This is a genomic window from Streptomyces sp. NPDC054932 (assembly GCF_053610205.1).
Genome location: NZ_JBSGXU010000003.1, coordinates 72,718 through 93,395, shown reverse-complemented (window position 1 = coordinate 93,395; position 20,678 = coordinate 72,718). Strand labels below are relative to the sequence as shown.

15 protein-coding genes are annotated in these 20,678 nt (G+C 70.4%); 6 read left to right on the top strand and 9 right to left on the bottom strand.

All coding sequences use genetic code 11. The features are described from left to right. Positions 1-43: 43 nt before the first annotated feature. Together ACWGE1_RS01740 and hemE are read right to left on the bottom strand one after the other, a co-directional pair. On the bottom strand, positions 44-1,240 hold the full coding sequence (locus ACWGE1_RS01740) for a GDSL-type esterase/lipase family protein (protein ID WP_453418559.1): 1,197 nt from the start codon (positions 1,238-1,240) through the stop codon (positions 44-46). 72 nt (positions 1,241-1,312) lie between these two features. Further along, the gene (gene hemE / locus ACWGE1_RS01735; protein ID WP_453418558.1) at positions 1,313-2,377 is read right to left on the bottom strand and encodes a uroporphyrinogen decarboxylase; all 1,065 of its coding nucleotides are present in this window, start codon (positions 2,375-2,377) and stop codon (positions 1,313-1,315) included. 91 nt (positions 2,378-2,468) lie between these two features. Here hemE and ACWGE1_RS01730 point away from each other — a divergent pair, with 91 nt between their 5' ends. From ACWGE1_RS01730 to ACWGE1_RS01720, 3 genes are all read left to right on the top strand, one after another. After that, positions 2,469-3,125 carry a DUF3000 domain-containing protein gene (locus ACWGE1_RS01730; RefSeq protein ID WP_453418557.1) on the top strand — a complete coding sequence of 219 codons (657 nt, stop codon included), beginning with the start codon at positions 2,469-2,471 and terminating at the stop codon, positions 3,123-3,125. Positions 3,126-3,398: 273 nt separating this feature from the next. Next, positions 3,399-4,061, top strand: coding sequence for a helix-turn-helix transcriptional regulator (locus ACWGE1_RS01725; RefSeq protein ID WP_007267191.1), 663 nt, complete (start codon positions 3,399-3,401; stop codon positions 4,059-4,061). A 161-nt stretch (positions 4,062-4,222) separates the two neighbouring features. Further along, a complete protein-coding gene (locus tag ACWGE1_RS01720) occupies positions 4,223-5,506 on the top strand; it encodes an HRDC domain-containing protein (RefSeq protein ID WP_453418556.1) in 1,284 nt (427 codons plus the stop codon). A 75-nt stretch (positions 5,507-5,581) separates the two neighbouring features. On the opposite strand, the gene ACWGE1_RS01715 is transcribed toward ACWGE1_RS01720, so the two are convergent. Beyond that, a complete protein-coding gene (locus ACWGE1_RS01715) occupies positions 5,582-6,748 on the bottom strand; it encodes an alpha/beta fold hydrolase (RefSeq protein WP_453418555.1) in 1,167 nt (388 codons plus the stop codon). Positions 6,749-7,064: 316 nt separating this feature from the next. Between ACWGE1_RS01715 and ACWGE1_RS01710 the strand changes: the two genes are divergently transcribed. From ACWGE1_RS01710 to ACWGE1_RS01700, 3 genes are all read left to right on the top strand, one after another. Then, on the top strand, positions 7,065-8,291 hold the full coding sequence (locus ACWGE1_RS01710; protein ID WP_202199161.1) for a thiolase family protein: 1,227 nt from the start codon (positions 7,065-7,067) through the stop codon (positions 8,289-8,291). Next, positions 8,288-10,417, top strand: coding sequence for a 3-hydroxyacyl-CoA dehydrogenase NAD-binding domain-containing protein (locus ACWGE1_RS01705; protein WP_453418554.1), 2,130 nt, complete (start codon positions 8,288-8,290; stop codon positions 10,415-10,417). The genes ACWGE1_RS01710 and ACWGE1_RS01705 overlap by 4 nt, the downstream gene beginning before the upstream one ends. 91 nt (positions 10,418-10,508) lie before the next feature. Then, positions 10,509-11,546, top strand: coding sequence for an LCP family protein (locus tag ACWGE1_RS01700; protein WP_453418553.1), 1,038 nt, complete (start codon positions 10,509-10,511; stop codon positions 11,544-11,546). A gap of 96 nt (positions 11,547-11,642) precedes the next feature. Here the strand turns inward: ACWGE1_RS01700 and ACWGE1_RS01695 are convergent, their stop codons facing one another. The 6 genes from ACWGE1_RS01695 to ACWGE1_RS01670 all read right to left on the bottom strand — a co-directional run bounded on the left by ACWGE1_RS01695 (position 11,643) and on the right by ACWGE1_RS01670 (position 20,148). Continuing rightward, positions 11,643-13,142 (bottom strand): amino acid permease, encoded by a 1,500-nt coding sequence (locus ACWGE1_RS01695; RefSeq protein WP_453418552.1) that lies wholly within the window; start codon positions 13,140-13,142, stop codon positions 11,643-11,645. Positions 13,143-13,257: 115 nt separating this feature from the next. Beyond that, on the bottom strand, positions 13,258-15,174 hold the full coding sequence (gene dxs / locus ACWGE1_RS01690) for a 1-deoxy-D-xylulose-5-phosphate synthase (RefSeq protein WP_033217683.1): 1,917 nt from the start codon (positions 15,172-15,174) through the stop codon (positions 13,258-13,260). 263 nt (positions 15,175-15,437) lie between these two features. Then, positions 15,438-16,724, bottom strand: coding sequence for a sugar ABC transporter permease (locus ACWGE1_RS01685; RefSeq protein WP_453418588.1), 1,287 nt, complete (start codon positions 16,722-16,724; stop codon positions 15,438-15,440). Positions 16,725-16,750: 26 nt separating this feature from the next. After that, positions 16,751-17,539, bottom strand: a complete 789-nt coding sequence (locus tag ACWGE1_RS01680) for an ATP-binding cassette domain-containing protein (RefSeq protein ID WP_215144586.1) — start codon at positions 17,537-17,539, stop codon at positions 16,751-16,753. A gap of 164 nt (positions 17,540-17,703) precedes the next feature. After that, a complete protein-coding gene (locus ACWGE1_RS01675; protein ID WP_453418551.1) occupies positions 17,704-18,816 on the bottom strand; it encodes a sugar ABC transporter substrate-binding protein in 1,113 nt (370 codons plus the stop codon). A 117-nt stretch (positions 18,817-18,933) separates the two neighbouring features. Continuing rightward, positions 18,934-20,148: an ROK family transcriptional regulator gene (locus tag ACWGE1_RS01670; RefSeq protein ID WP_453418550.1), complete on the bottom strand. Its 1,215-nt coding sequence runs from the start codon at positions 20,146-20,148 to the stop codon at positions 18,934-18,936. Between the last annotated feature and the right edge of the window lie 530 nt (positions 20,149-20,678).

Genomic DNA, 20,678 nt, shown 5'->3' with positions numbered 1-20,678 from the left:
GCTGGGGGCCAGGGGGCGACACCCGCTGGACGAGGGCTCAGGGTCATGCGAACGGGCCGTCGGCGGCGAAGGCGAGGGCGGCGAAGCGTTCGCCCATGCGGCGGTGCGTGGCCGCGTCCGGGTGGAGGTTGTCGGGCAGCGGCAGCTCCGCGCTGTCCTGCTCGCCGTAGAGGGCGCGGCCGTCGAGGAGGTGCAGGTTCGGGTCGTCGGCCGCCCGCTGCTCCACGATCCGGGCCAGCTCGCCGCGGATGACGCCCAGGGTCAGCTTCCCGGCGGCGCGTTCGGCGGGGTCGCCCGCGGCCCGGAAGCGGAGCCGCCCCTCGGCGAGCTCGCCGAAGTCCGGTGTGCTGGGGCCGGGGGTGTCCTCGTGGATGGGGCACAGGATGGGCGAGACGACCAGGAGCGGGGTCGTGGGGTGGCCCTCGCGCACGGTGTCGAGGAAGCCGTGCACCGCGGGGCCGAAGGCCCGCAGGCGCATCAGGTCGTGGTTGACGAGGTTGATGCCGATCTTGACGCTGATCAGGTCCGCGGGCGTGTCGCGCAGGGCGCGGGCGGTGAACGGGTCGAGCAGTGCGTTGCCGCTCAGGCCCAGGTTGGTCAGCTCCACGCCACCGAGCGAGGCGGCCACCGCGGGCCAGGTGGTGCTGGGGCTCGCGGCGTCGGAGCCGTGGCTGATGGAGCTGCCGTGGTGCAGCCACCCGCGGCGGCCCGTGTCCGGCAGCGGCTCGACGGGGGCGTCCGTGCGCAGGGCGACCAGCCGGGTGACCTCGTTGTGCGGCAGCCAGACCTCGACGTCCTTGAGGCGACCCGGAAGGCCGGCGAAGCGTACGGTGCCGGGCGGGCCGGGGCGGGTCCGCGCGGCGCCGGTGGCCATGTCCACCTGGAGGACGTTGCCGCCGCCGACACCGCACTGCCCGGCCGGCGCGCCGTCGATCAGCAGGTCGTACAGGCCGTCGGGGCGGGGCGGAGCGCCGTCGTAGGCCATCTTCGTGCGCAGGGCGTCCAGTTCGATGACGGTGGCCCGGGTGCGGAACGCCAGCCGCACGCCCGACGGCTGGGACTCGACCAGGGCCAGCTGTCCGTCGGCGGACTGGGCCCGGGCCCGGGCGGGCAGCCGGTGCGGCAGCAGCCCGTGCTCGGTGCGCTCGAGGTCCAGGGCGCCGCGCAGGAGGTCCGGGGTGATGGGCGTGGTGACGAGCGCGGTGGCGGGCGTGGTGGTCCGGTCGGATTCGTGGCTCATGCACACACCCTGCCGACCGGATCACCCGTGCGCCACGTCATTACCCCGGCGCCGTGCTCCCGGGGAGCGGGCTCAGCGTGCGGTGCGGGTGTGGACGTAGTCCACCAGGCGGGTCAGCGCGTCCGGGTCGGTCGTCGGGAGGACGCCGTGGCCCAGGTTGAAGACGTGTCCCTCCAGGCCGGCGGCGGCCGCGAGGACCTCGTCCGTCTTGGCCTCGACCGCCTCGGGGGTGGAGAAGAGCACGGCCGGGTCCAGGTTGCCCTGGAGCGCCTTGCCCGGACCCACCCGGCGCACGGCCTCGTCCAGCGGGACCCGGTAGTCGACGCCCATGACGTCCGCGCCGGCCTCGCCCATCAGGCCGAGGAGCTCGCCCGTGCCCACGCCGAAGTGGATGCGCGGGACCCCGTACGAGGCGACGGACTCCAGGACCTTCGCCGACGCCGGCATCACCGAGCGGCGGTAGTCCGCCGGGGCGAGCGCGCCGACCCAGGAGTCGAAGAGCTGGACGGCGGAGGCGCCGGCCTCGATCTGGACCTTCAGGAAGGCGGAGGTGATCTCCGCGAGGCGGTCCAGGAGGTCGGCCCACAGCTCCGGGTCCCCGTACATGAGGGCCTTGGTGTGCTCGTGGTTCTTGGAGGGTCCGCCCTCGACGAGGTAGCTCGCGAGGGTGAAAGGCGCGCCCGCGAATCCGATCAACGGCGTGGAGCCCAGTTCACCCGTGAGCATGCCGATCGCCTCGGTGACGTACGAGACGTCCTCGGGGGTGAGGTCGCGCAGCTGTGCGAGGTCCTCGCGGCGGCGGATCGGCTGGGCGACGACCGGACCGATGCCCGGCTTGATGTCCAGGTCGACGCCGATGGCCTTCAGCGGGACCACGATGTCCGAGAAGAAGATCGCCGCGTCCACCTTGTGGCGCCGCACCGGCTGCAGCGTGATCTCGGTGACCAGGTCGGGGCGCATGCAGGACTCGAGCATCTGCGTGCCCTCGCGCAGCTTGCGGTACTCCGGGAGTGAGCGCCCCGCCTGCCGCATGAACCACACCGGGGTGTGCGGCACCGGCTCCCGCCGGCACGCCTTCAGGAAGGCGGAATCGTACGTCTGACTCGGCTGGCCCGTGGGGCGGGTGTTGGCGCTCACGACCCAAATCTTCGCACGTATGAAGAAGTGTCCGCCCCGGCGAGGGTGTCCCTGCGGCGCGGGGGCGCTCGTTCCGCCTAGTCTTCCCCGCATGGCTGCGGCTCAGGGACGATTTTCAGATGGCGCCGAGGGTACGGACAGCGCGAAGGAGAGCTCCGTCCCGCTCCCGTTCCGGCGGGCGGTCGACGGCTTGAAGAAGGCCAGGCTGCGTCCGGGCATCGAGATCGACCCCACGAAACCACCCCAGAGACTGGCGCCGCACGCCTACGCGCTGGAGGCCGCGGTGGTGGACGGCGAGGACGATCTGGCGGACGGCCGGCTCATCCTGCTCCACGATCCGGCCGGGCACGACGCCTGGCAGGGCACCTTCCGGCTGGTGACGCTCGTGCGGGCGGAGCTGGAGCCGGAGATGGCCGCGGACCCGCTGCTGCCCGAGGTGTGCTGGTCCTGGCTGACCGGGGCGCTGGAGGCGCGCGGGCTGGCGTACGGGGAGGCGAGCGGCACGGTGACCATGGCGGGCTCGCACTACTTCGGCGGCCTCGCGGAGCGGCGGCCCGCCACCCAGATCGAGATCAGGGCCTCCTGGACGCCCCGCGAGGGCGTGGGCGGGGTGCCGGACACCTCGGCGCACCTGTCGGCGTGGTGCGAACTGCTGTGCCAGATCGCCGGGCTGCCGCCGGTGGGTCCGACGGACTCGGCGACGGGTGTGGTCTCCCTGCCACAGCGTCGCGGTCCGCACCACCCGTAGCCACAGGGCCGTACGGCCGCCGGAAACGGCGCGGGACACAGAACGACTGATCGAAGCCCTGGGCGGATTGTCGAAAGACGGCGTCCCTTGCGGGCTTCTGATCAACCGATGATCGATCGTGCGTCCGAATTGCCCGAATTGTTACTCACCAAATCGTGATCATTCCCTAAAGCCGGGCGGGTGACGTGCCGAAGGAGTGGGTGACCATCCGCACGGTTCGCACCGGCTTCCTTCCCCGAGCCGGACGTCCCGCCACTCCCCCAGGAGGCCTAGGTGTCCGTTCTTCTCGAGCAGCCCGCAAGCCTGGTCGCCTACCGCCCGAACAAGCCGACGGCCATGGTCGTCGTGGCCGACCCGCGCGTCCGCTCCACCGTGACCCGCCATCTGTGGGCCCTCGGAGTACGTGACGTGATCGAGGCGTCGTCCATCGCGGAGGCCCGCCCCCGCGTCGGCAGCCCGCGCGACATCTGCGTGGCCGACGTACACCTGCCCGACGGTTCCGGTCTCACCCTGCTCTCCGAGACCCGCGCCGCCGGCTGGCCCAACGGCCTGGCCCTGTCCGCCGCCGACGACATCGGCGCCGTGCGCAACGCCCTCGCGGGCGGCGTGAAGGGCTACGTCGTCACCGGTACGCGGACCAACATCGGGCTCCCCACCCGGCCCGGCGCCGCCCCCATCGGCGCTGCCGCCGCCCGCATGCACCGCCGCCCCCCGGGTGCCCCGAGCCACCCGGGCGGCTACCGAGAGCTCTCCGGCCGCGAGGTCGAGGTCCTGCGCCTCGTCGCGGAGGGCCAGTCCAACAAGGCCATCGGCGTCTCGATGGGCCTGTCCGCCCTGACCGTCAAGTCCCACCTCGCCCGGATCGCCCGCAAGCTGGGCACCGGTGACCGCGCCGGAATGGTCGCCGTGGCGCTGCGTACCGGGATCATCCACTGACCGCGGGCCGCAGTCCCCGGATATCCCCGTCCGGAACCGGTCCCGGGGAACCCTCCGGGAGACCCCCGCAACACCCCGGGAGAACTCCCCGCATACCGCTCGCGCCCGTCGACGGAACGTTCCGGCGACGGGCGCGTCGTATACACGGATACCCTTGACCGGTGACCGACGCCCAAGATCCCGCAGCAGACCTGCGCACCACCACCGGGGGCGGCCCCCCGGACGACGTCGTTGTTCCGCCCGGTGGGCTGCCGACTCCCTTGCTGGAACCCCGTGAGGGGATTCCTCCGGTGGTCGCCGACGCGGACGCCCTCGCCGAAGTGATCGCGGCCTTCGCCGCGGGCACCGGCCCCGTCGCCGTCGACGCCGAACGGGCCTCCGGATACCGCTACGGCCAGCGCGCCTACCTGGTGCAGCTGCGCCGCGAGGGTGCGGGGTCCGCCCTGATCGACCCGGTGGGCTGCCCCGACCTCTCCGCACTGGGCGAGGCCCTGTCCGGCACCGAATGGATCCTGCACGCCGCCACCCAGGACCTGCCCTGCCTGCGCGAAATAGGCATGGTGCCCACCTCCCTGTTCGACACCGAGCTGGCCGGCCGCCTCGCCGGCTTCCCGCGGGTCGGACTCGGCGCGATGGTCGAGAGCGTGCTCGGCTTCGCGCTGGAGAAGGGCCACTCCGCCGTCGACTGGTCCACCCGCCCGCTTCCCGAGCCGTGGCTGCGCTACGCCGCCCTGGACGTGGAGCTGCTGGTGGACCTGCGGGACGCGCTGGAGAAGGAACTGGACCGGCAGGGCAAGCTCGAATGGGCCCACCAGGAATTCGACGCCATCGCCTCCGCTCCGCCCGCCCCGCCGCGCAAGGACCCGTGGCGCCGTACGTCCGGCATGCACAAGGTGCGCCGGCGCCGGCAGATGGCGGTCGTACGGGAGCTGTGGGAGTCCCGGGACCGGATCGCGCAGCGGCGTGACGTGTCGCCGGGCAAGGTGCTGGGCGACGCCGCGATCGTCGAGGCCGCTCTCGCCCTGCCCGCGAACGTGCACACCCTGTCCGCCCTGCCCGGCTACGGCCAGCGGATGGGCCGGCGCCAGCTGGAGCAGTGGATGGCCGCCGTGGACCGGGCGAAGGCCCTGCCCGAGAGCGAGCTGCCGCAGCCCGGGGCGACCCCGGCCGGTCCGCCGCCGCCGCGCTCCTGGGTGGACAAGGACCCGGCGGCCGCGGCCCGGCTCTCGGCGGCCCGCACCTCCGTCTCGGCGCTGGCGGAGGAGCTGAACCTGCCGCAGGAGAACCTGATCACCCCCGACACGGTCCGCCGGCTGTGCTGGGAGCCGCCGCTGCGGCTGACCGCGGACGCGGTGGCGCAGGCCCTGGCGGGCTACGGCGCCCGCCCCTGGCAGATCGAACTGGTCACCCCGGCCCTGGTCACGGCGCTGGCCGCCACCGCCTGACCCGGCGGACCCGATCCGTCCGCATGCGGGAGCCCCCGGCCGATGCCGGGGGCTCCCGGCGTCACCGGACACTCCCTAAAGGGTGTCGGCGTAGGCGCCGTCCTCGTCCACGTAGAAGCTGCCCTTCTCCAGGTCGTCGACCTTGCCGTGCTTCAGCCACTGCTTGGACAGGCGGTGCAGGACCTTGGCCTGGCGCTCCCAGACCATGGAGTGACCGGCGCAGGACACCCGGAACATCAGCTTGCGGACGCCGGGGATCGCGTCGTAGAAGGCGGGGACCGAGAAGGTGGGCGAGTTCGCCGTCGCGTCGTGCTCGCCGTAGACGATCATCACCGGAACCTCGTCACCGAGCACACCGCCGATCGGGACCGTGTCCTGGTTCCAGCCCCACCAGTAGGAGTTGCGGAACCGCAGGACGCCCTCGGGCGCTCCGGCCGTCGGGCCGCCCCAGGTCCGCCCGACGGGGTCGACGGCCATGAGCTCCTTCCACACCGCGTCGACCATGCCGGCCGCGCGTTGCTTCGGGGACCTCACCTCCTTGTCCCAGGCGCTCTCGAGGCCGGTCCGGCTGGAGAGGTTCATCGGGAAGCCGAACAGGGAGGCGGGGGTGGACACGGGGAACGACGGGACCGGCGCGCCGAAGCTCTTGGGCGGTGCGCTGGCCCGCCCCGCGGGCGGATAGATCGGCGCGAGGAGGAGCAGGCTCTCGACCTTCGCCGGGTGCTGGATCGCGTACGGCCCGAAGACGAAGGCGGCGGCGGACTGGCCGACGAGGGCCACCTTGGCGACGCCCTTCTCGGCCTTGATGTACTCGACGACCGCGTCGACCTCGCCCCACTCGCTCTCCGAGTTGCCGAGCTCGTGCGGGTAGGGCGGGGTGCAGGTGTAGGAGAGGGGGTTCGGGTCGAGGATCTCCTGGTGCTGCGGGTTGGCGTTGCAGGGCTTGTCCATCTCCGGACGCGGCGAGAGGCCGGAGCCCGTGAGTTCCATGAGGAACACGTCGAATCCGGCCTTGGCCAGGTGCTGCGCCCAGCTGTACCTGCCGCCGTCGTGCTGGAGGTCGAAGGCGACGGCGGACGGAACGCTCCGGCCGTGCAGCATCAGGACGGCCTTGCGCTGCGCATTGGGGCCGGACGGGGTCCCGTCGTACTCCCGGACGTGCAGCTTGACGTTCTGTCCCGCGTTGGCGGGGACCGTCGAGATGTGCGGGACCTTGTGGTCCGTGGGCGTGGTGGGGGCCATGACTCGCATCCTCCGTCGGCTCGACCGGAGGGGGACGCTCCGGCCCGGTCAGGATCGGGACTGCCCGGGGGCGGCGCCACCATCACGGCCGGGGGCCGGGCGCACGTGACCTGAACGGGTTGGCCGGAGGGGTCCGATCGGTCGGGGCGCGGGGGTGCGGCGGCGCGGGCCGAGTGTGACCTTCGCCGCTCCTCCGGGAGGGGGTGTGCACATTGGTTACCCGCAAGTAGCATGGTCGGGTGAGCGGGCGCTCAGCAACGTATGCCGAACGCGCCCCCGCGCAGCAGTGCCACCCCGCACCTGGAGGAGAGCCAACGTGCCTCGTACCGTCAGGGACGTCGTCTTCGTCGACGGCGTCCGCACCCCGTTCGGCAAGGCGGGCCCGAAGGGCATCTACCACGAGACCCGCGCCGACGACCTCGTCGTGAAGGCGATCCGGGAGCTGCTGCGCCGCAACCCGGACCTGGACCCCAAGAAGATCGACGAGGTCGCCATCGCCGCGACCACGCAGATCGGTGACCAGGGCCTCACGCTGGGCCGCACGGCCGGCATTCTCGCGGGCCTCCCGCAGTCCGTCCCGGGCTACTCCATCGACCGCATGTGCGCCGGCGCGCTGACCGCCGTGACCGCCGTCGCGGGCGGTGTGGCCTTCGGTGCCTACGACGTCGCCCTCGCCGGCGGTGTCGAGCACATGGGCCGTCACCCCATGGGCGAGGGCGTGGACCCGAACCCGCGCTTCGTATCCGAGAAGCTGGTCGACGAGTCCGCCCTGTTCATGGGCATGACCGCCGAGAACCTGCACGACCGGTACCCGACGATCACCAAGCTCCGCGCCGACGAGTACGCCGTGCGCTCGCAGGAGAAGGCCGCCAAGGCGTACGCCGACGGCAAGATCCAGCAGGACCTGGTCCCGATCTCGGTGCGCAACACCAACGAGGCGGCCGGTGAGACGGGCTGGGGCCTGGTCACCACCGACGAGCCGATGCGCCCGGGCACCACGCTGGAGAACCTGGCCGGCCTGAAGACCCCGTTCCGTACGCACGGCCGGGTCACCGCGGGCAACGCCGCCGGTCTCAACGACGGTGCCACCGCCGCGATCATCGCGTCCGAGGACTTCGCCCGGGAGAACAACCTCCCGGTCAAGATGCGCCTGGTCTCGTACTCCTTCGCGGGTGTCGAGCCCGAGGTCATGGGCTACGGCCCGATCCCGGCCACCGAGAAGGCCCTGGCCCAGGCCGGCCTGACCATCGAGGACATCGGCCTCTTCGAGGTCAACGAGGCCTTCGCGGTCCAGGTCCTCGCGTTCCTGGAGCACTACGGCATCGCCGACGACGACGCCCGTGTGAACCAGTACGGCGGCGCCATCGCCTTCGGTCACCCGCTCGCCTCCTCGGGCGTGCGCCTGATGACGCAGCTGGCCCGTCAGTTCGAGGAGCAGCCGCACGTCCGCTACGGCCTGACCACCATGTGCGTCGGCTTCGGCATGGGCGCCACGGTCATCTGGGAGAACCCGAACTTCAACGCCGAGGGAGACTCCAAGTGAGCACCACCGCTGAGCTCCTGAAGGGCGCGGCCGAGCTGTTCCCGGACGAGGTCGTCACGTCCGCGCACGTCCGCCACCTGGACCTGCCGTTCGGCGCCGGGCGCTTCGCGCTCATCACGCTGGACAACGGCTTCGACCACACCAAGCCGACCACCTTCGGCCCGCAGTCCCTCGCCAACCTGAACGCGGCGATCGACCAGGTCGAGCAGGAGGCCACCGCCGGCACCATCGTCGGCGCGGGCATCACCGGCAAGCCGTTCATCTTCGCGGTCGGCGCCGACCTCAAGGGTGTCGAGCTGCTGAAGAAGCACGACGAGGCGCTCGCCATCGGCAAGGGCGGCCACGACGTCTTCAAGCGCCTCTCGGCGCTGGCGGTCCCGACCTTCGCGTACTACAACGGCGCGGCCATGGGCGGCGGCGTCGAGGTCGGTCTGCACTGCTCCTACCGCACCGTCTCGAAGGCCATCCCGGCCTTCTCGCTGCCCGAGGTCTTCCTCGGCCTGGTTCCCGGCTGGGGCGGCTGCGCCATCCTGCCGAACCTGATCGGCGCCGAGCGCGCGGTCTCGGTCATCATCGAGAACTCGCTCAACCAGAACAAGCAGCTGCGCGGCAAGCAGGTCCTCGACCTCGGCATCGCGGACGCCCTGTTCGAGGGCGCGGACTTCCTGGAGCAGTCGCTCCTGTGGACCGCGAACGTCCTCAACGGCACCACCGAGGTCGTCCGCGCCGAGATCGACCGCGGCGAGGCCTGGGACGCGGCCGTGGCCAAGGGCCGCCTCATCGCGGACTCCAAGGTGCACGGCGCCGCTCCGGCCGCCTACCGCGCGCTGGACATCATCGCCGCGGCCAAGAACGGCGACCTCCAGGCCGGCTTCGACGCCGAGGACACGGCCCTGGCCGACCTCATCATGGGCGGCGAGCTGCGCTCGGGCATCTACGCCTTCAACCTGGTCCAGAAGCGCGCCAAGCGCCCGGCCGGTGCCCCGGACAAGTCCCTGGCCCGTCCGGTCAGCAAGGTCGGCGTCGTCGGCGCGGGCCTGATGGCCTCGCAGCTGGCGCTGCTCTTCCTGCGCCGCCTGGAGGTGCCGGTGGTCCTCACCGACATCGACCAGGAGCGCGTGGACAAGGGTGTGGGCTACGTCCACGCCGAGATCCAGAAGCTGCTCGGCAAGGGCCGCATCAACCAGGACAAGGCCAACCGCCTGACCGCCCTGGTGACCGGCGTCCTGGACAAGGCCGAGGGCTTCGCGGACGCGGACTTCATCATCGAGGCCGTGTTCGAGGAGATGTCCGTCAAGCAGAAGGTGTTCGCGGAGGTCGAGGCGGTCGCCCCGGCGCACGCGATCCTCGCCACCAACACCTCCTCGCTGTCGGTGTCGGAGATGGCCTCGAAGCTCCAGCACCCGGAGCGCGTGGTCGGCTTCCACTTCTTCAACCCGGTCGCGATCCTCCCGCTGCTGGAGATCGTCCGCGGTGAGCAGACCGACGACGCCTCGCTGGCCACGGCCTTCGGTGTCGCCAAGAAGCTGAAGAAGACCGCGGTCCTCACCAAGGACGCCCCGGCGTTCGTCGTGAACCGCATCCTGACCCGCTTCATGGGCGAGATCCAGAACGTCATCGACGAGGGCACCCCGGTCGTCACGGCGGAGAAGGCCATCGAGCCGCTCGGCCTGCCGATGTCCCCGCTGGTGCTGCTGGAGCTCGTGGGCCCGGCGATCGGTCTGCACGTCTCCGAGACCCTGAACCGCGCCTTCCCGGAGCGCTTCACCGTCTCCCCGAACCTGGCGGCCGTGGTCAAGGCCGGCAAGCGCGGCTTCTACGTCTACGACTCCGGCAAGCCGGAGCTGGACCCCGAGGTCGCCGCCCTCCTGGTGCAGGGCGACGTCGTCCTGACCGAGGAGCAGGTCCGCGACCGCGTCCTGGACGCGGTGGCGCAGGAGATCGGCCTGATGCTGGAGGAGGGTGTCGTGGCCGAGGCCCAGGACATCGACCTCTGCCTCATCACCGGTGCCGGCTGGCCCTTCCACCTGGGTGGCGTGACGCCGTACCTGGACCGTGAAGGCGTCTCGGAGCGCGTGAACGGCAAGAAGTTCCTCGCCCCCGGCGTGGCGAGCGTCCCGGCCTAGTCCGGGTCGCTGACGGCCGTACGACGGCCCGGCCCGCCCCCTCCGGGGGGCGGGCTTCGGCCGTTCGAATACCTGTCTAAGATTCACCCCCATGACGGACAAGCACGCGCGGCCCGGGCGCCGCCGCCGCATTCTGCGGATCACCCTGCTGCTGGTCGCCGTGCTGATCCTGGGCACGGCCGGGGCCGGCTGGTGGACGTACAGTCACCTCAACTCGAACATCGACAGCGTGGACCTGGACCGGGCGATCGGCGACAACCGGCCCGCGAAGGTCGTCGCGAACGCGCAGAACATCCTGGTCCTCGGCTCCGACTCGCGTGCCGGGGCCAATGCCGATCTCGACCACGGCGATGTCAGCGGCGCCCGCTCGGACACCGCGATGCTGGTGCACATACCCGAGGGCCGGTCCAAGGCGACCGCGGTGAGCATCCCCCGCGACACCCTGATCACCCGGCCCGAGTGCAAGGACAGGAACGGCAAGACCCTGCCGTCCGCCAAGCGGGTCATGTTCAACTCCGTCTACTCGCTGGCCGGTCCGGCCTGCGTGGTCAACACGGTGGAGCAGCTGTCCGGCGTCCGCGTGGACCACTTCGTCGAGGTCGACTTCGCCGGCTTCAAGGGCCTGGTGGACGCGCTCGGCGGGGTCACCGTCACCCTGGACAAGCCGATGAGCGGCGCCAAGGGCGGCCTGAAGCTGGACGCCGGCACGCACCGGCTGAACGGCACCGACTCGCTGAAGTTCGTCCGGACCCGCTACGGCTACGGGGACGGCAGCGACCTCGGGCGCATCGGCCTGCAGCAGCAGTTCATGATGGCGATGCTGTCCGAGATCAAGAAGCAGGACGCCCTCGGCAACCCGGCGCGGCTGTACAAACTCGCGGACGCCGGCACCAGGTCGCTGACCACCGACTCCGACCTCGCCTCGCTCACCGCGCTGTCCGACTTCGCGCAGAGCATGAAGGGCGTCGACCCGGACACGATGGAGACGATCATGCTCCCGGTCGCCTACGACAAGGTCGACCCGAACCGCGTGATCGTGGCCGAGCCGCAGGCGACCCAGCTGTGGGAGGCCCTGCGCAACGACCAGAAGGTCCCGGCCTCGGCGAAGAACTCCCCCGCCAAGGGCTGAGGCCCGCCCGGACGGCTTGACGCAGCGGGCCCGTACGGGAGGTTCCTCCGTACGGGCCCGCTGCGTCGTGCGCGGTCCGCGGCCGGCTCCCGGACGTCAGAACTTCGCGTCCTGGCCGAGCTTGTGCAGGCGGCTGTTGCGGTAGCCGTAGGCGAAGTAGACGACGATGCCGATGGCCATCCAGATGCCGAAGCGCAGCCAGGTCTCGGCCGGCAGGTTGAGCATCAGCCAGAACGAGGCCGCGATCGACAGGATCGGGACGAACGGCACCCACGGGGTGCGGAAGGACCGGTGCAGGTCGGGGCGGGTCTTGCGGAGGATGATCACGCCCAGGGCGACCACCACGAAGGCGAACAGGGTGCCGATGTTCACCAGTTCGGCGAGGCTCTCCAGGCTGGTGAAGCCCGCGACGACCGCGATGATCCCGCCGAGCAGCATGGTCGCCCGGTAGGGGGTGCGGTACTTCGGGTGCGTCACGGAGAAGACGCGCGGCAGCAGTCCGTCGCGGCTCATCGCGAAGAACACTCGGGTCTGGCCGAGCAGCAGGATCATGCACACGGTGATCAGACCGACGGACGCACCGAGGCTGATGGCGCCCGAGAAGAATGGCTGGTTCACCGATTTGAAGGCTTCGGCGAGCGGCGCGGTCGGGGACATCTCCGAGTACTTCTGCATGCCCGTGACCACCAGGGTCACGGCCACGTAGAGCACGGTGCAGATGAGGAGCGAGCCGAGGATGCCGCGCGGCATGTCCCGCTGGGGGTTCTTGGTCTCCTCGGCCGCCGTCGCCACCACGTCGAAGCCGATGAAGGCGAAGAAGATGAGCGAGGCCGCCGTGAAGATGCCCATGACGCCGAAGTTCGTGGGTTCATAGCCGAAGAGCAACTGGACCAGTGGTGCGTGCCAGCCGCCCTCGCCCTCGGCCTGTGGCTTGGCCGGCGGGATGAACGGCGAGTAGTTGTCGGCCTTGATGAAGAACAGGCCCGCGACGATGACCAGCAGCACGACCGTGACCTTGATGGCGACGACGACCGCGGTGATGCGGGCCGACAGCTTCGTCCCGACGACCAGGATCCACGTCAGTACCAGGACCAGCAGGAACGCCAGCAGGTCGAAGTGCCCGCCGGCATCGGGGCCGGACAGCGCCTCGGGCAGGGTCCAGCCGAGGTTGGTGTCCATGAGGTGGCGTACGTACCCGGACCAGCCGACCGCGACGACGGCCGTGCCCAGTGCGAACTCCAGCACCAGGTCCCAGCCGATGATCCAGGCGGGCAGCTCACCGATCGAGGCGTACGAGAACGTGTACGCCGACCCGGCCACCGGGACGGTGGACGCGAACTCGGCGTAGCAGAGCGCTGCGAGGGCGCAGACGATGCCCGCTGCCACGAAGGCGAGGGCGGTGGCGGGACCGGCGTTGTTCCGGGCGGCGATGCCCGTGAGGACGAAGATGCCGGTGCCGATGATGACGCCCACACCGAAGACCGTGAGGTCCCAGGCGGAGAGCGACTTTCGGAGCGCGTGTTCCGGCTCCTCCGTGTCGCGGATGGACTGCTCCACCGTCTTGGTGCGGAATGGGCTGTTCAGATCCTTGCTCACCGACGCCTCCGAGAGGTGACGACGCACGAACGGGCCGGGAGGCCCACCCTTCAAGAGTGATCTCCCGGCCCGTGACGTGCAACCCCGCCTCGATCTACGAGCGGCGGGTTCCGGACTAGTCCACCGCGGCGGCCGGCTCGCTGTCGTAGCGGCCGTCCAGCTTGGCGACCAGCCCGGTGACCTGCCGGGCGATGTCCGGTGCGGTCAGGCCGATCTCGGCCATGATCTCCTTGCGGAGGGCGTGGTCGAGGAAGCGCTGCGGAATGCCGAAGTCGCGCAGCGGTACGTCGACGCCCGCGTCGCGCAGGGCCTGCGAGACGGCGGCGCCCACACCACCGGTACGGCCGTTGTCCTCGACGGTGACGACCACGCGGTGCCGGTCCGCGAGCGGGGCCAGGGCCTCGTCCACGGGCTTGACCCAGCGGGGGTCGACCACGGTCGTGGAGATGCCCTGCTTGTCCAGCAGGTCGGCGATCTCCAGGCACATCGGGGCGAGTGCGCCGACCGAGACGAGCAGTACGTCCGGACGGGTGACCTCGGCGCCCGGGGCACGCAGGACGTCCATGCCGCCGATCCGGCCGACGGCCGGGACGGCCGGGCCGACGACGCCCTTGGAGTAGCGCACGACGGTCGGGGCGTCCTTGACCTCGACGGCCTCGCGCAGCTGCGCGCGCAGCTGCTCGGCGTCGCGCGGGGCGGCGAGCCGCAGGCCGGGCACGACCTGGAGGATGGACATGTCCCACATGCCGTTGTGGGAGGCGCCGTCGTCGCCGGTGACACCGGCGCGGTCCAGGACGAAGGTGACCCCGCACTTGTGCAGGGCCACGTCCATCAGGACCTGGTCGAAGGCGCGGTTGAGGAAGGTCGCGTACACCGCGAAGACCGGGTGGACCCCGCCGGTGGCCAGGCCCGCCGCCGACGTGGCGCCGTGCTGCTCGGCGATGCCCACGTCGTAGATCCGGTTCGGGAATGCCTCGGCGAACTTGTTGAGGCCGACCGGGTGGAGCATGGCGGCGGTGATGCCGACGATGTCCTCGCGCTCGTGGCCGAGCTTGACCATCTCGTCGGCGAAGACGGAGGTCCAGCTGGCGGCGGCGGTCTTCACCGGCAGGCCGGTGTCGGGGTGGATCACGCCGACCGCGTGGAAGCGGTCCGCCTCGTGCTCGAGGGCCGGGGTGTAGCCGCGGCCCTTCTGGGTGAGGCAGTGCACGATGACCGGGCCGCTGAAGCGCTTGGCGCGCTGCAGGGCGGACTCCAGGGCCTCGATGTCGTGGCCGTCGATGGGCCCGATGTACTTGAGCCCGAGGTCCTCGAACATGCCCTGCGGGGCGATGAAGTCCTTGAGGCCCTTCTTGGCGCCGTGCAGGGTCTCGAAGAGCGGCTTCCCGACGACCGGGGTGCGCTCCAGGATCTCCTTGCCGCGGGCCAGGAAGCGCTCGTAGCCGTCCGTGGTGCGCAGGGTGGCCAGGTGGTTGGCGAGGCCGCCGATGGTGGGGCCGTAGGAGCGCTCGTTGTCGTTGACGACGATGACCAGCGGGCGGTCCTTGGCGGCGGCGATGTTGTTCAGCGCCTCCCAGGCCATGCCACCGGTCAGCGCGCCGTCGCCGATGACGGCGGCGACGTGGTGGTCCTCGCGGCCCAGCACCTCGTTGGCCTTGGCCAGGCCGTCGGCCCAGCCGAGCACGGTGGAGGCGTGCGAGTTCTCGATCACGTCGTGGTCGGACTCGGCGCGCGAGGGGTAGCCGGACAGGCCGTTCTTGGTGCGCAGCCCGGCGAAGTCCTGGCGGCCCGTGAGCAGTTTGTGAACGTATGCCTGGTGGCCGGTGTCGAAGAGGACCTTGTCCTTGGGCGAGTCGAAGACCCGGTGCAGGGCGATCGTCAGTTCGACCACCCCGAGGTTGGGGCCGAGGTGCCCGCCGGTCTTGGAGACGGCGTCGACGAGGAAGGACCTGATCTCGGCCGCGAGCTGGTCGAGCTCCTCCTGGCTGAGCCGGTCCAGATCGCGCGGTCCCTTGATGCGGGTCAGCAGCACCCGTGCCTCCTTGCAGTTGCTTGCTGGTCTGTCGAGTCTAATGTTCCGTCCCCGGGCGCGGTCATCGGGCCGTCCCGGGGGAGTCACACCTTTGTCATACATGTACGCACGACTGCGCGGTCACACCTCACATACGGGCGTATACCCGCACATGAGTACCCCGTACATGCACGCACGGATGCCCGGCGCCACGAGAAGTGGCGCCGGGCACTGTGACCGGTCTTACCGCCGGATGCCGCTCCGGCGGGCAGTCGGACGCCCGATCAGGCGCGTCCGGCCGTCTTCTGGGTCTTGCGCGTGACCGAGTCGATCACCACGGTCGCGAGCAGCACCGCGCCGGTGATCATGTACTGGATCGGCGTGGCGATGCCCTCCAGGGCCAGACCGTACTGGATCGAGACGATGACCATGACGCCGAGGAGGGCGTTCCAGGTCCGGCCCCGGCCACCGAAGAGGCTGGTGCCGCCGATGACGGCCGCGGCGATCACGTTCATCAGCAGGTCGCCGGCGCCGGCGCTCTGGTTCGCGGCCGCGATCTTCGAGGCCCAGAACAGACCGCCGATGGCGGCGAAGGTGCTGGAGATCGCGAAGACCGTGATGCGGATCCGGGTGACGTTGATGCCCGCGCGGCGGGATGCCTCGACGCTGCCGCCCAGTGCGAAAACGTTTCGCCCGAAGGTCGTGCGGCGCAGCAGGAAGTCCGTGACGACCAGGGCCAGCAGGAAGAGCACCACCGCGAGCGGCAGACCCTTGTACTGGTTGAACAGCACGGCGGGGCCGAAGGTGCACAGCGCGAGCAGACCGGTGCGCAGCAGGATCTCGGCGAGCGGCCGGGAGGGCATCCCGGCCGCCTCGCGGCGCTTCGCGTCACGGAAGGCCGCGAGGAAGTAGCCGGCCACCGCGAGCGCGGCCAGCCCGTAGGCGACGGCCACGTCCGAGAAGAAGTACGTGGTCAGCTGGCCGACCACGCCGTCGGAGTCGATGTTGATCGTGCCGTTGCTGCCGAGGATCTGCAGCATCGCGCCCAGCCAGAAGAGCAGGCCCGACAGGGTGACGGCGAAGGCCGGCGCGCCGACCTTGGCGAAGAAGAAGCCGTGGATGGAGCCGATCAGGGCGCCTCCGACGATGGCCGCCAGGATGGCCAGCCATTCGTTCACGCCGTGGGTGACGGCGAGGACGGCGACGATCGCACCCGAGACACCGCTGACCGAGCCGACCGAGAGGTCGATCTCACCGAGCAGCAGCACGAAGATGATGCCGATGGCGATCATGCCCGTACCGGTCATCGTGATCGCGATGTTGGTGAGGTTCTCCGGGGAGAGGAAGTTCGAGTTCAGCCCCTGGAAGATCGACCAGATGACGATCAGGCCGATGACGACCGGGAGGGAACCCAGGTCGCCCGCCTTCATCTTGCGCTTGAACTCGCCCACGTATCCGGCGAGGCCCTCCTCCCGGACGAGCAGGCGGGGGTCCACGGCCGGGATCGCGTCGTGCGCGGCCGCCGGGTTGACCGGGTCGACGTGCTCCTGCGCGACGGGGCCCTTGTCCAGTGGACCGGTGGCAGGGTTCTGGGTGCTCACTTGCCGGCCTCCGAGGTGCGGGCCGCCCGGCGGGTCACGGCGTTGTCCGTGGCACCGGTGATGGCGGAGATGATCTCTTCCTGCGAGGTGTCGGCGACGTTGAAGACACCGTTGTTGCGGCCGAGCCGCAGGACCGCCACCTTGTCGGCGACGGCCTTCACATCGGCCATGTTGTGGCTGATGAGGATGACGGCGTGGCCGCGCTCGCGCAGCCGCTCCACCAGGTCGAGCACCTGTGCGGTCTGCTCGACGCCGAGGGCGGCGGTGGGCTCGTCGAGGATGACGAGCTGGGGCTCGCCCAGCATGGAGCGGGCGATCGCCACGGTCTGGCGCTGACCGCCGGAGAGCGAGGCGATGGGGATACGGACACTGGGGATCCGGATGGACAGGGTGGTCAGGAGCTCGCGGGCGCGCCGCTCCATCTCCACCTCGTCGAGGACACCGCGGCGCTTGAGCTCGCGGCCGAGGAAGAGGTTGCCGACGACATCGATGTTGTCGCACAGCGCCAGGTCCTGGTAGACCGTCGCGATGCCCAGGTTCTGGGCGTCGTGGGGCTTTCCGATGGAGACCGGACGGCCCTCCCACTCGATGACGCCTTCATCGATGGGGTGCACGCCGGCAATCGTCTTGACCAGCGTGGACTTTCCGGCACCGTTGTCGCCGACCAGGGCGACCACTTCACCGGAGTGGATCTCGAGTTCTACGTCGGTCAGGGCCTGAACGGCGCCGAACCGCTTCGAGACCCCTCGCAACGCCAGCACGGGCGCAGCGGACACATGAACCATCTCCTTCGCCGCCTGACCGGCGGGGATGTCGTGCAAAAGAGCAGGAGCGGGGCGAATGGGGGGGAGGAACGTTTCTGCCCGGCGCCCCGCCCGGGTGGCGGGGATGAGGGGGCGGGACGCCGGTCAGGCGTGGGGGCCGCCTCGCGAGGAGGCGACGGGGGCCGCTACTTCAGGCCGAGGGCGGCGCAGGCGGCCGCGTACTTGTCGGTGCAGATCTCTTCGACCGTGTAGACGCCGTCCTTGACGACGGTGTCCTTGATGTTGCCCTTGGTCAGCGAGACGACCGGGATCAGCACGGAGGGCACGCCCTTGGTGGTGGGGCTGTCGACCGTGGAGGTGGTGCCTTCGGGCTTGCCGCCCTTGGCGAGGGCGACGGCCATCTTCGCGGCGGCCTCGGCCTCGGGGGCGTACGGCTTGTAGACGCTCATGAACTGCTCGCCCGCGACGATGCGCTGCACGCCGGCGATTTCGGCGTCCTGGCCGGTGACCGGGGGCAGCGGGGAGACGCCGGCGGCCTTGAGGGCGGTGATGATGCCGCCGGCCATGCCGTCATTGGCGGAGTAGACGCCGATGACCTTGTCCTTGCCGAGCGCGGAGAGCGCGGCCGCCATGTTGGTGTTGGCGTTCTCCGGCTTCCACTCGACGGTGTCGTACTCCTTGCCGACGTTCACCTTGCCGTCGAGCTCGGAGTGCGCGCCGGCCTTGAAGAGCTTGGCGTTCGGGTCGGTGACCGAACCGTTCATCATGACGATCTGGCCGTCCTTGGCCTTGTCGCCCAGCGCCTCCAGCAGCGCCTTGCCCTGGACCTTGCCGACCTCTTCGTTGTCGAAGGAGGTGTAGGCGTCGATCGGGCCCTCGGCCAGGCGGTCGTAGGAGACGACCGGGATGCCGGCGTCCTTCGCCTTCTTGACCGAGCCGGCGATGGCCTTGGAGTCCACCGCGTCGATGATCAGGACGTCCACCTTGTTGGTGATCATCGTGTCGACCTGGGAGTTCTGCGTGGTCGCGTCCTGCTTGGCGTTGGCGTAGACGACCTCGCCCTTGCCGCCGGTGAGCTCGGCGACCTTCTTCTCGATGAGCGGCTTGTCGAACTTCTCGTAACGCGCGGTCTGGTTCTCCGGCAGGAGCAGACCGACCTTGATCGCGTCGCCCTTGGCAGCGCCGGAGGATTCCTTCGTCTTGTCGCCGGCCTCCTTCGCACTGCCACAAGCGGCGAGGGAAACGGCCATGGCACCAGCGGCAACAGCTACGGCGGCTCTGCGCATACGCGTGTTCATTAGTTGAACCTCCCTGACGAGGCCGCTACGCCGCGGCCGAGGTGGATGTGAGTCAACCCCGGCCGCGTTTTGCCGTCAAGGAGTGAATTCTTAACGAGATGACAACGGTGCCATTCGTTATCTACCTGAAGACAAGACGGCTGGAGCTCGCACTCCACTTCCATGATCTGACAAAAGTGTCGAATCGCCCATCTCGCTGAGTACGAGCGCCAGCGCGCCCAGCACCTCGGCGCGCCCGCCCAGGGACCCCGTGAGCACGGACAACTGCCGTGCCGCACTGGGGATCGCGTACCTCCCGACCGATTCACGGATGGGAGCGAGGACGAGTTCACCGGCCTCCGCCAGCGAGCCGCCCAGCACCACCCGGCTCGGGTTCAGGAGGTTGCAGAGACTGGCCACGCCGCTGCCGATGTGCCGGCCCACGTCCGTGATCACCCGGCGGCAGCCCGGGTCCCCCTCGCGGGCCAGTTCGACCACCCGCTCCATCGTCAACTCCGGTCCGTGCGTGCCCTGGAGCAGCGGCAGGACGTACCGGGCCGCCGCGAAGGTCTCCAGGCAGCCGCGGTTGCCGCAGCGGCAGACCGGACCCGATTCGTCCAGGGTGATGTGCCCGATCTCGCCCGCCGTGCCGCCGGGTCCGCGGTAGATCTGGCCGTTGATCACGAGGCCCGCACCGACACCGCTGGCCACCTTGATGTAGGCCAGGTCCTTTACTCCCCGCCCGCTCCCCCAAACGAGTTCACCGAGGGCGCCGAGGTTCGCGTCGTTGTCCACGTACACGGGCACCCCGAGGCGCTGCGAGAGCTCCTGGCGGGGGTTGATGCCCGCCCAGCCCGGCAGGATCGCGGTCGAGCCCAGTGTCCCGGACTCCACGTCGATCGGGCCGGGTACGCCGAGCCCGACGCCGATGACCTTCTCCAGGTCCACCCCGATGTTCGCAATCAGGCGTCCGACCAGGGCTTCGGCCCGGTCGAAGCCGTCCGCCCAGGAGGCGTCGACGTCCAGCGGCTCGGACTCCTCGGCCAGCACCTGGTGGGCGAGGTTCCCCACCGCCACCCGCAGGTGGGTGTGGCCGAAGTCGACGCCGATGACGATGCCCGCGTCACCGTGGAGCGAGACGCTGCGCGCCCGGCGGCCGCCGGCCGAGGTGTCGGTGACCTCGACGGTTCCGCCTTCCTTCAGCTCCCGGACGATGTTGGAGACCGTGGCCGCCGACAGTCCGGTGGCACGGGCGATCTCCGCCTGGGTCAGTGATCCCGCGAGCCGCACCGCCCGCACGACCCGTTCGAGATTCGCGCGATGCAGCGACGACTGCGATCCGGGAGTCTGCACGACTCATCCACTCCTGCCCATTAGCGACGGCCAGCCGTCGCCCCCCGGCCGGGGACCGTCGCGGCTTCACGCTCCGCGACCCCGGCATCTCTCCAACTTGTGAACCTTAAGTCGAGCCTTTGCGCATCCACACGTCAAGAGGCTGACACGGCATGAAACGGCTCCTACTGACCTAAAGGGGGAGAGAGCGGCCCCCTGGATCGTGCTACGGTCGCTGAGGCGCCGATCATCTGCGGTCCTTCCGGCCGGATCGGGCGCCTTGCAATGACCGCGCTACGCAAGGAGGTGTTCGGGATGAGTCCCGATCGAAGTCCTTGCAGCGCTCTCGTCGGCTGACCTGTTGACCGGCTGACCTTTCCCTGAGTGCCCACGGCAGCGGCGGACCGCTGCCCCGTGCGCGCCTGCGTTGCTTATCTCCACATTCCCTTCCTTCCGCATGCCCTGCCAACTCCGCCGGGCGTGCGTCATCCATGCCCGCCGGCGTGCCCGCGGCCCATCGGGGCCGTTCCGCGCCGACCCATGATCACTCC